Below are 12,431 nucleotides of genomic sequence, written 5' to 3' on the forward strand. Positions count from 1 at the left end.
CCCGGCATCGAGGTTTAACGTCCCGTAGAGGGGAGTGGCATTGTAGTCTTGGGCTAGACTCACGGCTCCGGGGAATGCGAGTAGGCCCACACCCACGGCTGCTCCCAGGGAGAGAACACCTCGCAGGGTCTGAGATGGGTTGAATGTCATGATTCCTCCTTCGATTGATTGCTCAATCGCTGGGAATAATAATTGGCTTGATATTTGCTTGAGTATATATACTCAGCCTAGCCTCCCAATCCGAAGAGTCGCTGCTGATTTCGCAACTCTTAACGTGATTAACAGCAAGTAACAAGCGATTATTAAGAATCAAGTCTCTCCTCGTGACTGGTTTCTACTGTTTCATGTGTTGGAGGGCAAAACAGGAACTTAATCACCATCTCCGCCGCTTTATTGATGGCTTGGAACTGGTGAGCCTCTATATAGGCATCCCCCTCGGTATAATTTTAGGGTATTGATAGTCCTGCGAAATTTCGTTCCACTGGCTTTAAGTTAGTCAAAACAACTCGACGAGTTCACTAGATAATGAATAAATTTCGTCTGCCGACCGCTTTAAGTCGTCTGGGATATTCTCATCCCTTACGACTTGTGTTGCTAGGATATACTTTCTACATTGCGATCGCCACGATTCTACTGTGTTTGCCGATTAGCTGGGAGGATGAACCTATCTCTTTTTTGGATAATCTCTTCATCGCAACCTCGGCAGTCAGCACGACTGGACTGATCACGGTCAATACTCCAGAAGCCTATAACTTCTTCGGGGAATTCGTGATCCTATTAGCGTTCCAGGTCGGGGGTCTCGGATATATGACTCTCGGATCGTTTGTTCTCATTGCTAGTAAAAACCCAATTTCCTATGTGCGACAACGGGTAGGAAATGCTGTTTTTTCTCTGCCTCAAGGGTTCGATTTAAAAAACTTCATTCGCCACACGATTATTTTTACTGTGGTTTTAGAAGGGATTGGGGTAGTTTTACTCTATATTCTGTTTCGAGGTCAGGATGTGGAGTTTGCTCTTTGGACAGCTATATTTCACTCTGTTTCGGCATTTTGTACGGCAGGATTTAGTGTGTTTCCTAATAGTTTGGAGGATTTTCGGGGTCAGGTTGGTGTGAATTTAGTGGTAACTATTTTGAGCGTGTTTGGGGCAATTGGTTTCTTGGTTGCATCAGATCTGTGGCAAAGGCTTCGAGGACGTAAACGGAAGGTAACCCTTAGCACTCGTGTCATTTTGACGTTCACTGGACTGTTACTGGTTTTGGGATTTCTTTTTTTATTAGCTTTTGATCCATCATTACAAGCCTTGAGTGTTGGAGAACGTATTTTAGCAGCTTGGTTTCAGTCAATGACAGCATTAACTACGGTCGGGTTCAACACTCATCCGATTAACTCGTTGAGTTTTGCTGGACTCTTTATCATCCTCTTGTTGATGATTGTGGGGGCTTCGCCGTCGGGTACTGGGGGAGGACTCAAGTCAACTTCGGTTGCGGCGGCTTTAGCGACGGTTTGGGCTTCGTTGCGGGGAAGTAATTCAATTACATTCTTCCGCCGACGCCTTCCTTTACATCGCTTATTGTCGGCGTTTGCTACGTTGGTTTTCTATATCTTCGCGTTGTGTTTGGGGACGATCTTGTTGTTGATTCTACAAGATCAATCCTTTGAAGATATTATTTTTGAGGCAGCTTCGGCGTTAGGAACGGTCGGTTTATCCCGAGGGATTACGGGAGATTTGACGATAGCGGGTAAGTTTGTTGTGATTGCTTTGATGTTTATTGGACGGGTTGGTGTAATCTCGTTTGGTGTGGCTCTATTTCAACGCCGTTCTACTCCTGAAATTGTCTCTGGGGAGGAGGATTTGATAATTTAAATGGTTTTGGGTGAACGGTGGCTTCTGCTGCTGTTCACCGCCACCCTATCCCCTCTTAAAAGTAGGGGCGAAAAATTTTTCGCCCCTACTATTTGGTGTACCATGCAATAAATTATACCCTATATCCAGAAGACCTAAAATTCTTTTTGAAACTGATAAATTTCTTGGATCAACCGGTTAATAATAAGAGATATATTTTAATTATTGTTTATTTGCTAACTTGAATGCTTGGTAGAGAAGACCGTGGCGGGGACTCAGGAGAAGGCTGAGAGTGAAAAACCCGGTGATAACCAGGACGATCGCAGGGCCAGAAGGAAGATTATAGTAATAACTGAGGTACATTCCTGTGATGCTGGAGAGGATGCTGAGACCTGACCCAAGAAGCATGACATGATGAAGTCGGGGAACCAGTAGGTAGGCGGTGGCCCCTGGGGTGATGAGAAGGGAAATCACGAGGATGACACCGACGGCTTTGAGGCTGGCGACGACGGTGAGGGCGATGAGTACCATTAAACCGAAGTTGAGGGCGTTGGTGGGGAGTCCGGCGGCTTGTGCGCCCTGAGGGTCAAAGCTATAAAAGAGTAATTCCTTGTAGAGTGCAACGATGGTAATAATAATAAAAATAGTAATCAATACGGTATCTCGCACATCATTGGCACTCACGGCTAAGATGTTACCAAATAGAAAGTGCATGAGGTCGATTTTGGTATCTTTTTGAATAATTGTAATTAGAGTGATACCGAGGGCAAAGAAGGCAGAAAGGACAATCCCCATCGCGGCATCTTCTTTGATGGGCGATCGCGTGTGAATCCAAGTAATTAAAAGGGTGCTGAGAACTCCGGCAATAAAGGCACCAATAAGAATGTTGACGCCGAAAAGAAAGGCGATCGCCAGTCCCGGTAAAACGGAATGACTAATGGCATCACCGAGAAGGGCTAACCGTTGTACCATTAAATAACTTCCAACGAGGGCGCAAACGAGACCGACACAAATGGCAATCATGAGCGATCGCTGCATAAACCCATATTGCAAGGGGTCTAGGAGAAGATGAAGGATCATGGTGAGAGAGGGGAATAGGGAATAGGGAATAGGGAATAGGGAATAGGGAACAGGGAACAGGGAACAGGGAACAGGGAACAGTGGAGAACCTCCCTCTCACCTCTTGCCTCTTGCCTTTTGCCTCTTGCCTTTTGCCTTTTGCCTTCCCCTCTTGGGAGGGGTTAGGGGTGGGTTATGCCTTTTGCCCCTAAAATAAATTATTGAACAAACTGGACTCTTCCACCGTAGGCGCGATACATATTCTCTTGAGTGAGAACTTCAGAACGAGGGCCGGTGGCAATGAGGTCTTGATTGAGTAAAATTAAATCATCAAATTGACGGATGCTTTCGCCGAGGTCGTGGTTGACGACGAGGACAATTTTACCGGAGTCGGCGAGTTCTCGGAAGATGTTAAAGAGAATTGTCTCGGTTTTGCGATCGACTCCGGTGAAGGGTTCATCAAAACAGAAGATTTCTGCTTCTTGGGCCAGGGAACGGGCCAGGAAAACTCGTTGTTGTTGTCCTCCCGAGAGTTCGCCGATGGGACGATGGATAAACTCGCCCATTTTGACGCGATTGAGGGCGGCGGTGGCGATGCGGCGACTGGTGGGGGAGTAGCGTTGGAACCAGCCGGTTTTACGGATGCGTCCCATCATTACCACATCCGAGACGGTGGCGGGGAAGGTCCAGTCAATTTGCGATCGCTGGGGAACGTAGGCGACTCGCTTCAGTTGCTGGGTGAGGGGTTTTCCGGCGCTGTGGACTTGGCCGGTACTGGGGATTAACCCCAACATGGCTTTGAGGAGGCTGCTTTTCCCGGCGCCGTTGGGACCGATGATGGCGGTGAGTTTCCCCGGTTGGATGTCCAGGTTAATGTTTCGCAGGGCCTCAATCTCTCGGTAGTGGACGTTGAGTTGTTTGACGGCGATGGTGGGGGAGGGGGTAATCTTAGCGACCTGGCTGGGTTGGTTCGAGTTCCAGGGTTGCGCTGGGATCAGGGAAAGGTGTTGCATGGTCACTCAATGGGGAAAGAGGGGAGAGTCTGGCTGAAACAGTGGTCGCGGAGTCGGCTCGTCTCCATCAGTTTATCTTAAAAATGAGATAAATATGATAAATATATGAAAGAAAAATGAAAGCTAGGTTGACTAGGGTTATGAAGCTGAAATCGTCTCTCGCAGGAGTTCTCGGCACGCTGGTGTTGGGGTTGGGGGCTTGTACGCCAAGGGTTCCGATGGGGGAGGAGGAGCGGCTTGGGGTGGTCTCGACGAGTACGATCATCGCCGATTGGGTTGAAGAGGTCGGGGGAGAGGCGATCGCTCATGAGAGAATTTTAGATCCTGGTGCTGATCCCCATATTTATGAGCCAGTTCCCCAAGATAATGTGGTTCTCGAACAGGCGGATGTGATTTTCTATAACGGTCATAATCTCGAACCGGGATTAATTCGGATGGTGGAGGCGATCGAGGGGGATGCGGTGACGGTGGCGTTGGGGGAAATGATCGAACCTCTGGATTTTGAGACGGATGGGGCGATCGAACCGGATCCTCATGTTTGGGGGGATGTCAGCCATGCGATCGCCATGACTCGTCATATTCGCGATGTCCTAATCGAAGCCTCTCCGGCTCACAGCGCCATTTTTACCCAGAATGCGGTCATGTTCACCGATGAACTCGAAGAACTTGATACTTGGATTGAGGAGCAAATCGCCACCATTCCCGCGAGTAACCGGCAACTGGTGACGACCCATGATGCCTTTCAGTATTATGCTAACGCTTATGGCCTAGAGGTGTTGGGAACTCTCATTGGTATGAGTACCGAAGAACAACCGAGCGCCCAAACCCTACGCCAGCTTGTCGATGAGGTTCGTGAGAGTGGAGTTCCGGTCATTTTCGCCGAAACGACGATTAATCCTCAGTTGATTAACACGGTCGCCGAGGAAGCGGGGGTGGAGGTGGCCCAGACGAAACTTTATTCAGACTCCATTGGTGCGCCAGGACGCGAGGGAGACTCCTATATTGCGGCGATCGCCTCGAATACTTGTACGATTACAAATGCCCTTGGTGGACGCTGTACTCCCTTTGAACAAGGGCGTTCGGGGGATTTGCCAGCCAATCGCTCCTCAGATTAGTCGCTAGAATGAGGGCGATCCGGCGATCGCCCTTCCCAGGTTTGGTGTCTCAGGTCTAGGTTGGGGGAGGTTCTGGTGATTCAAGTAACCCCAAGGAGCTAACGATGACAGATCGCGATGAGTTTATCTTTCCTCGTAATCGCTATTACGGTGACTTTAAGCCGGAAAATGTGGTGTTTAATGCCAATTTACAGGAATTTGCCCAGCGGGTTAACTATATCTGTAACCTGGAGACGAGTGGTAAATTGCCCCCCGATGAAGCCTACGAGGCGATTAAGGATCTTTGGAAACAGCTAAAAGCCTCGAAAAGAGAGTTGAATATTGGCGATCAACCCTCTTAAGGTGTAACAAGATTCCCTCGCGGGTGGTGTCAGGAGTTCAAGATTCTAGGCGTCGCCTGCGAGGTCGCTGTGATAACCTCCGAGAGGCAAATTCGTTAAAATAGTAGGATATGCCTCACACGAACTGTCAGCACTAATGTTTATCAATGCCAGTCATTTGTTGCAGAGGAATCCCCGGCTCAACTACCACGGTATTACGATTACCGATGTGGACAGAGATGGTTGCTTTGAAATCGTAATTGCTGGCTGGGGAGGTCCGAATCGGGTGCTGAAATGGGATGGCCAAACTCTGGCCGATCTCGATTGTGAGGCGATCGCCGATGGCCAACGACAAAGCTTGGGACTGATCGCCGGGGATCTCAATGGGGATGGCTGGGAAGAACTCTATTGTCTCAACAGCGATCGCGATGCGGATCGGTTGTTAAGCTGGCAGGGACAGCAGTGGGTCGATCTGTTTGAACAGACGACTCGACTACCGATGGGTGGGCGCTCGGCGGTTTGCGTGGATCGTCTCGGCCAGGGAGATTATGGCTTTTTTATTGCCGATTCGACGGGTTCGATCCACTTTTATGAACTACGGGGCGATCGCCTCAAAGATATCGCGGCGGAGATTGGTTTAAAGCGGGTCGCGGGGATTCGCGGCGTGGTCGCCTTACCCCTGGTGAGTAAGGGGATGGACATTTTTGCGGCCAACGAAAATGGGGCTAATTGCCTATTTCGTCATCACCCCGATGGAACCTATGAAGAGATGGCGGCGGCGGCGGGGCTACAGGATGCCCATGAACAGAGTCGCGGTGTGGCGGTTCTCGATGCTGATGGGGATGGGAAGTTTGATGTGGTCTATGGCAATTGGGAAGGGAGTCATCGCCTATTTTTACAGGGGGCCAGGGGACATTTTCGCAATGTTGCTCCCCGTGAAATGGCGCGACCGTCACGGGTGCGGACGGTGATTGCGGCGGATTTTGATAATGATGGGATTGAGGAGATTTTCTTTAATAGTCTCGGGGAACCCAATCGCCTGTTTGGATTGCGCGATGGGGCTTGGCGACAATTGGATATTGGCGATGCTTGGGAACCCGATGGCTTGGGAACGGGGGCTGCGGTGGGAGATTTTGATGGGGATGGCCAGTTAGAGTTACTGCTGTCTCACGGGGAGTCGGCGGGGCAAACTCTGAGTTTATATCGTCCCCAGGGGAGCGATCGCGCCTGGTTACGGGTGGCCCCCCTCACCCGTCATGGTGCGCCGGCCCGAGGGGCAATCTGCCGCCTCACGGTGGCCGGAAATCATCAAGTTCGTGTCATTGATGCCGGGAGTGGTTATCTCTGTCAGATGGAACCGGTGGCCCATTTTGGGTTGGGAAGCCATCGCCGTATTGATCGACTTCAGGTGTTCTGGCCCGATGGCGCAACGGTGACGTTAATCTCACCGATGGTCAATCAGGTGATTCGGGTTCCCTATCCCGGTTCCAATAAGCCTCCCAATGGCTTCTCGTGAATGGCACTCCTGATTCTGCGAGAATCCGTTATCCTTGAGGTGGGACGACGGCTTGAGGATATACCCAACCCCATGACGCAACAGGATTTACATGAACTGGCTCGTAAGGGCGATTCCAAGGCAATTTCAGCCCTGTTAAATCAGCAACTGAAATCCTGGGGAGTGCGATCGAAGGTGGTCACGAAGCAGCGTTGTCTGCATGTGATTTTAGAGGCCGATGATAATGTACCCGATCGCCCGAATTGTTTGGAGATGGTACGGGTGAAGGTGGTCAACTGGGAAGTTGAAGGTGTTGATCGAGTTCGGGTCTATGGTCGCAAAACCGGCAATTCGGCGGCGGCTTGGCAACAAGAGTTCGCGGTGGCGGTGGGAGGCTATTCCAATCTACTCTTTTCCCAATCTCAAGGTGCGACAGGTTCTCCAGATCATGAGGGGGGGTCTGAGGAGGGTTCGGCACCTAAGTCTCCCTCCTCGACGTCTCATTCGCCGTCTCAGATGGGACCCGTCTTAAAGGGGATTCTCTTAATTGTGGTGGTTCTACTTGCGGTTGGTGCGTATTTTCTCTTGCAACAATCTCAATCGGATGAGTCAGACACAACACAAGAACAATTAATCATTAAGTCTTAATCTTAAGAATTACCCAAAAATCCCTCTTGCCTCTTGCCTTCTGTTCCCTGTTCCGGTGTTCCCGGTTCCCTTCTTTTGCCTTTTGCCTTCTACCAATCAACAACGCTCAAAAATTCGCCGCTTGTATCCTGACATCCCGTTAATACTCCTCCAGCGGCGAGAGTTTCCTTTAAGTGAATTAGGGCGGTTTCAGTGATGCGTTCACCGGGAATCAGGATAGGAATCCCTGGAGGATAAGGACATATCAGTTCGCCACAAATTTCTCCTGGGGAATTGTGAAATAATAGCCTTTTTTTCGGTGCAAAATGGGCTTGACGGGGGGTCATGATTGCTGGAGGTATCGGTGATAAATCTTGGCTTGAGAGAGGACTAGGAATGGGGGCGGATTGGGCCAGTTGGCTGATGGCGTTGAGGAGACGATCGCCGTCGGGGGGGCGATCGCCGATGGTGAGGGCAAAGGTGAGATGATGGAGTTGCGGAAGTTCGCAAATCACGCCAAAGTGTTCAGTGAGTTGTTCGTCAGCGGCATAGCCGGTGAGTTGGCCGATACGCAGCGTGAGACGACTCGGATCGTCGGCGTGGGGGGATAGGGCGACGCTGGGGAGTTGGCTAAGGTGCGATCGCAGCCGTTGGGCCATCTCGACGCAATTTTGTAACTGTTGATAACCCTCGGTGGCGATTTGTTGGCGGGCCATATCCAGACTCGCCAAAATCAGGGAGTTGGGACTGGTAGACTGAACCAGGGGTAAGGCGGCTTGAATGCGATCGGGGGAGATGCGATCGCCCTGATAATGTAACATCGCCCCCTGAGATAAAGCCGTCAAACTCTTATGAGTCGATTGAACCACGAGATCCGCGTCTCCCTGCAAGGCTGACGCCGGAAATTGAGGATGAAACCCCAAATGGGCGCCATGGGCTTCGTCAACGATGAGGGGAATCCCGTGACGATGACAACAGGCGGCCAGTCCAGCAATATCGCTGCAAATGCCGTGATAGGTGGGAGAAACCACCAAAACAGCTTTTATATCAGAATGTTGCTTTAAGGCGGCTTCTAGCGCCTCTGGAGTTACGCTCAGCACCATATCCCATTGGGGGTCATAGTCTGGCTGAATAAACACGGGTTCGGCGGCGGCTAAAATGAGGCCGGCGATCGCACATTGATGGCTATTTCGGGCCAGCAGTACTTTATCCCCTGGATTACAGGTGGCCAGTATCGCGGCGATTACGCCAGCGGTGGAACCATTGGTTAAAAACCAGGTTTGCTTAGCCCCAAACGCCGCTGCTGCTAACTGTTGAGCGGCTTTAATCGGGCCTTGAGGTTGAAACAGGTTATCGAGTTGAGGAAGTTCGGGTAAATCCCCTTGAAACATCTCAAGTCCCAGCCAATTTTTTAAGGGATTAGCAATCCCCTGTCCCCGTTTATGTCCAGGGAAGTAAAAGGGAGTTTGAGACGAGTTTGCTTCAGCTTTAAGAGCGTCTAAAAATGGGGTTTTAGACTGTAACATTTGCGAGGGATTGTGAGATGAGTTTAATTATTTTTGCCGGAAGAAGAGGGCGACAACAAGGGTACGCCCCTACGTCTTTCCCCTCTTGGGAGAGGTTCCCGGAGGGCGGGGTGGGTTATCCGGTATCCCGGTGTTCCCTTCTCTTGCCTCTTGCCTATTGCCTCTTGCTAGCTTTCCTCTTGCCTATTGCCTTCTGTTCCCTGTTCCGGTGTTCCCTGTTCCGGTGTTCCCTGTTCCCTTCTATCCCCTATTCCCTTCTTTAAAACAACCGTTTCCAAAGTCGAATCACCCAAGTTTCAAGTTTCAACAAGAGAGTATCGAGCCAATGTAGGACTATTTCCAAGGGATGGCGGACATAATGAACATCATTCACATAGGTTTCGATCCACTCAGGTTTAAACTCGGGTTGCCATTCATCCTGGGAGTAGGCGGCCACAGTATGCATATCTCCAGAGGTTTCCCAGATTGAGGAGGGGGTCATGGCCCGATTGGAAGGCTGAACGACTTGCGGCTTGCCAGATTTGGGGGCTTGAGGATAGGCGAGATCTCCTGGAGGGTTCGGGTTGATGGCGGTTGTCGGAAACTCCCCGAAGGGATTGTTGAAGCTGACGCTGTCTGGGAGAGGGATGGCGGCGGTGGCGGCGGCGATGATGCCAAAGGGGTATTGGGCCGCGAGTTCTGGGGTATCCCAGGGATCGGGGAGGGTCCGATCGCCCCGGTTGGGGTTAGCCTGTAAGTTGCGGCGTTGCTTGGGGTGGCGGGGACTGTCGAGGTTTAAGAAGTAGGCGATCGCCCCTTCGATGAGGTCTTGAATGCGGTGGTAGAATCGGGCGTGATTCGATGTGTTGGCGGTGACAGCGACCCGGTTTGAGTGGCGTTTCATGGCCCCACCACCGGCGGTCAGTTGGGGCGAGTTATCTCCTGTTAAGGACTCAGCAGACGCTGAAGCGGTTGCGGGATTCAAGCCTGTCTGGGCCTCGTTGTCGTTGTTGTTGTCGCCAAAGAAATAGGCGATCGCCGCTTGTACCAGCAGACCAACTTTAACCCAAACGGGTTCAGGTTCCTCGACGATGGGGAGGAGATACTCGTTTTCGAGATAGGCGATGTGGCGATCGATGAGGGCCACGGCTTGAGGAGATAACGCCGAGGGTTGGCTCTCTCGTGGGGAATCGGGCCGAGGCTTGGGGACCGGTTGTACGAGGTCCGTTTCCTGAAACAAGTTCAGGGATAGAGCCAGGGGACTGCGTTGCACCCAACGCATCGCTCGATGAAAGACTCGCACCGGATAGGGTTTCGGAGCGGGACGAACGGCTTTGAGGGTTTGATGCCAATAGCCGGCGATGGCTTGGAGAAGCTGCTGATCGAGATCGTCTTGTTGTTCGCGAGTGAGGAGATCGAGAACCTGATTGTCAGGGGTAATCAGTACCAAATGTCCATCAGAACAGGAACTGGCCAGGGCTTGAATCGGTTGTTGGGAGGTGACGTTGAGGCGGGCGACGTTTTCGAGGATCTCCTGAATGGGACCATCGGCGGGAGGGAGAGGGGTTTGCTGACGCTGGCCGCCTCGAACTTGGCGATCGAGACGACGGGCGGTCTGAAATAGGGCGTAAACAGGATATAGTACGGTTTGAACCGCAGTTGTGGCCGCAAAGCGAACATGACGGGCGGCTTTGGCGGTGGCGTTGCCCAACCGTAGCGACTGTTCGGCAACAAAGTTAAAAAACCGGCTTTGATAACGACCTGTATATGTAGACAACGTACTTCCGCCCCATCTGGTTATCTCCGTTGCTCTGATTGTACCCCAGATGGCCGCCCCGACTTCAGCGGCGGTTTGAGCTTATGTTAACGAACGCCTACGGGAGACTTGATTCTCTGGGTTGATTGCTCTATAGTCTAAAAACCGAAAAACAGGGGTCAGTGATGAATATCTCTACACCAGAATCAGACCTAAAGCTATTCGGACTTCCTCCGGAACGAGGGCGTTGGTTGCTGATTCCTCTGGGAATGCTGGTTTTGCTTTGTCTGGGGACAGTTTATTCTTGGAGTATTTTTAGAAAGCCTCTGGAGGCAGATTTGAGCTTGACGGCGACCGAAAGCTTACTGCCCTATATGATTGCCCTGCTTTGCTATGCTTTTACGATGCCCATTGCAGGGTTTTATATTACCCGCATGGGAACCCGGTTGATGACAGCAATTGGAGGCGTTATTGTCGGGCTGGGCTATATTCTCGCAAGTTTTGCCAACAATATTGGCGTGATGGTTCTCGGCTATGGTGTAATTGCTGGAATTGGTGTGGGCATTACCTATGGCGTTCCGATGGCGGTGTCGGCTCGGTGGTTCCCCGATAAGAAAGGGTTGGCCGTGGGCTTAACGATTGTTGGCTTTGGGTTGTCTCCGTTTATCACGGCTCCTTTGGCTAAGTTTTTGATTGATCGCTATCAGGCTCGACCAACGTTATTTATTTTGGGAGCCTTGTTTGCGGTGATTATTTTGGTTGTTTCAACGACAATGAAGTTGCCCCCATCCTGTTGGGTTCCATCGCAAAAAAATAACAATAAAGCATCTATGGTAGCACCAGTTAGCTATCCAGATAAGATGCTCAAAAGCCCCTCTTTTTATGGTCTCTGGATTTGTTATACCATTGGGACTTTTGTTGGGCTAAGTGCGATTGGGATTTCGAGTCCTGTTGGGGAAGAAATTATTGCCATTGATCCAGGACTGGCCGCAACCAGTGTCTCGATTTTTGCCTTATTCAATGGGGCGAGTCGGCCGCTGTTTGGCTGGTTGTGCGATCGCCTGCAACCCCGTTATGTGGCGATCGCCTCCTATACCCTAATTCTTATTGCCTGTATTTTGATGGTGAATGCCCAAGAGGGACAAGTCGCCACCTATATCGTTGCTTTTTGCCTCTTTTGGTTCTCCCTGGGGGGATGGTTAGCCCTCGCACCCACGGCGACGCTACGGCTGTTTAATCCTGATGATTATGCTCAAAATTACGGGATTGTCTTCACCGCCTATGGTGTCGGGGCCTTGTTGGGAACCCTCGTGGCGGGACAAGTTCGGGATTGGTTTGGGAGTTATATCTATGCGTTTTATCCGATGGGAGGATTAGCGATTGTGGGAATTATCCTGGCTACGGTGATGTTGAAACGCGATCGCCCCAAAGATGTCGTGTCTGAGTGACGCCAGGCCAAAATAGCCCCTACCAAATGGAGGCCATCATTAACTGAAAACCGGGCAATTCAGGCTCTCCACTCACCTGTACTGGGTTTTCCAGACATTGAGGCCGCTGTTGGGGGCGATATAGCCAAACTTGTCGCTGCTGGCGATCAATTAACCAGGCCAACGATGCACCATTGTCGATTTGACACTCCCCAGCCTGAAGGCGTGGGGATTCTTGGGTCTATGGGGAGCCAGTGCTTAACCCCTCG

At 51.0% G+C, this 12,431-nt stretch carries 11 protein-coding genes; 6 read left to right on the forward strand and 5 right to left on the reverse strand.

The annotated features are described in order from the left end of the window. Positions 1-525 precede the first annotated feature (525 nt). Positions 526-1,866, forward strand: a complete 1,341-nt coding sequence (locus R6U67_RS06405; protein WP_410251770.1) for a TrkH family potassium uptake protein — start codon at positions 526-528, stop codon at positions 1,864-1,866. 201 nt (positions 1,867-2,067) lie between these two features. On the opposite strand, the gene R6U67_RS06410 is transcribed toward R6U67_RS06405, so the two are convergent. Both R6U67_RS06410 and R6U67_RS06415 read right to left on the reverse strand, forming a co-directional pair. Next, complete coding sequence (locus tag R6U67_RS06410) at positions 2,068-2,925, reverse strand: metal ABC transporter permease (RefSeq protein ID WP_410251771.1); 858 nt, start codon at positions 2,923-2,925, stop codon at positions 2,068-2,070. 197 nt (positions 2,926-3,122) lie between these two features. Next, positions 3,123-3,917 carry a metal ABC transporter ATP-binding protein gene (locus R6U67_RS06415; protein ID WP_410251772.1) on the reverse strand — a complete coding sequence of 265 codons (795 nt, stop codon included), beginning with the start codon at positions 3,915-3,917 and terminating at the stop codon, positions 3,123-3,125. 140 nt (positions 3,918-4,057) lie between these two features. Here R6U67_RS06415 and R6U67_RS06420 point away from each other — a divergent pair, with 140 nt between their 5' ends. The 4 genes from R6U67_RS06420 (at position 4,058) to R6U67_RS06435 (ending at position 7,495) form a co-directional block, all read left to right on the forward strand. Continuing rightward, on the forward strand, positions 4,058-5,032 hold the full coding sequence (locus R6U67_RS06420; RefSeq protein WP_410251773.1) for a metal ABC transporter solute-binding protein, Zn/Mn family: 975 nt from the start codon (positions 4,058-4,060) through the stop codon (positions 5,030-5,032). 104 nt (positions 5,033-5,136) lie between these two features. Next, positions 5,137-5,373: a hypothetical protein gene (locus R6U67_RS06425; protein WP_410251774.1), complete on the forward strand. Its 237-nt coding sequence runs from the start codon at positions 5,137-5,139 to the stop codon at positions 5,371-5,373. Between the two features lie 136 nt (positions 5,374-5,509). Further along, positions 5,510-6,868, forward strand: coding sequence for a CRTAC1 family protein (locus tag R6U67_RS06430; protein WP_410251775.1), 1,359 nt, complete (start codon positions 5,510-5,512; stop codon positions 6,866-6,868). After that, positions 6,869-7,495, forward strand: a complete 627-nt coding sequence (locus tag R6U67_RS06435) for a hypothetical protein (RefSeq protein ID WP_410251776.1) — start codon at positions 6,869-6,871, stop codon at positions 7,493-7,495. It abuts the gene before it with no gap. Between the two features lie 89 nt (positions 7,496-7,584). Here R6U67_RS06435 and R6U67_RS06440 read toward each other — a convergent pair whose 3' ends face one another. Both R6U67_RS06440 and R6U67_RS06445 read right to left on the reverse strand, forming a co-directional pair. Beyond that, a complete protein-coding gene (locus R6U67_RS06440; RefSeq protein ID WP_410251777.1) occupies positions 7,585-9,000 on the reverse strand; it encodes an aminotransferase class I/II-fold pyridoxal phosphate-dependent enzyme in 1,416 nt (471 codons plus the stop codon). 259 nt (positions 9,001-9,259) lie between these two features. Next, a complete protein-coding gene (locus R6U67_RS06445) occupies positions 9,260-10,756 on the reverse strand; it encodes a hypothetical protein (RefSeq protein WP_410251778.1) in 1,497 nt (498 codons plus the stop codon). Positions 10,757-10,920: 164 nt separating this feature from the next. On the opposite strand from R6U67_RS06445, the gene R6U67_RS06450 reads away from it, so the two are divergent. Further along, a complete protein-coding gene (locus R6U67_RS06450) occupies positions 10,921-12,183 on the forward strand; it encodes an OFA family MFS transporter (RefSeq protein ID WP_410251779.1) in 1,263 nt (420 codons plus the stop codon). A 19-nt stretch (positions 12,184-12,202) separates the two neighbouring features. Here the strand turns inward: R6U67_RS06450 and R6U67_RS06455 are convergent, their stop codons facing one another. Beyond that, positions 12,203-12,364, reverse strand: coding sequence for a Uma2 family endonuclease (locus tag R6U67_RS06455; protein ID WP_410251780.1), 162 nt, complete (start codon positions 12,362-12,364; stop codon positions 12,203-12,205). Positions 12,365-12,431: the final 67 nt, after the last annotated feature.

It is taken from the genome of Sodalinema sp. (assembly GCF_046483825.1).
GTDB lineage: Bacteria > Cyanobacteriota > Cyanobacteriia > Cyanobacteriales > Geitlerinemataceae > Sodalinema.

Coding starts and splice junctions, on each gene's coding strand:
- R6U67_RS06425 (WP_410251774.1), top strand. CDS start 5,137: ATGACAGATCGCGATGAGTTTATCTTTCCTCGTAATCGCTATTACGGT.
- R6U67_RS06420 (WP_410251773.1), top strand. CDS start 4,058: ATGAAGCTGAAATCGTCTCTCGCAGGAGTTCTCGGCACGCTGGTGTTG.
- R6U67_RS06430 (WP_410251775.1), top strand. CDS start 5,510: ATGTTTATCAATGCCAGTCATTTGTTGCAGAGGAATCCCCGGCTCAAC.
- R6U67_RS06410 (WP_410251771.1), bottom strand. CDS start 2,925: ATGATCCTTCATCTTCTCCTAGACCCCTTGCAATATGGGTTTATGCAG.
- R6U67_RS06415 (WP_410251772.1), bottom strand. CDS start 3,917: ATGCAACACCTTTCCCTGATCCCAGCGCAACCCTGGAACTCGAACCAA.
- R6U67_RS06440 (WP_410251777.1), bottom strand. CDS start 9,000: ATGTTACAGTCTAAAACCCCATTTTTAGACGCTCTTAAAGCTGAAGCA.
- R6U67_RS06405 (WP_410251770.1), top strand. CDS start 526: ATGAATAAATTTCGTCTGCCGACCGCTTTAAGTCGTCTGGGATATTCT.
- R6U67_RS06450 (WP_410251779.1), top strand. CDS start 10,921: ATGAATATCTCTACACCAGAATCAGACCTAAAGCTATTCGGACTTCCT.
- R6U67_RS06435 (WP_410251776.1), top strand. CDS start 6,869: ATGGCACTCCTGATTCTGCGAGAATCCGTTATCCTTGAGGTGGGACGA.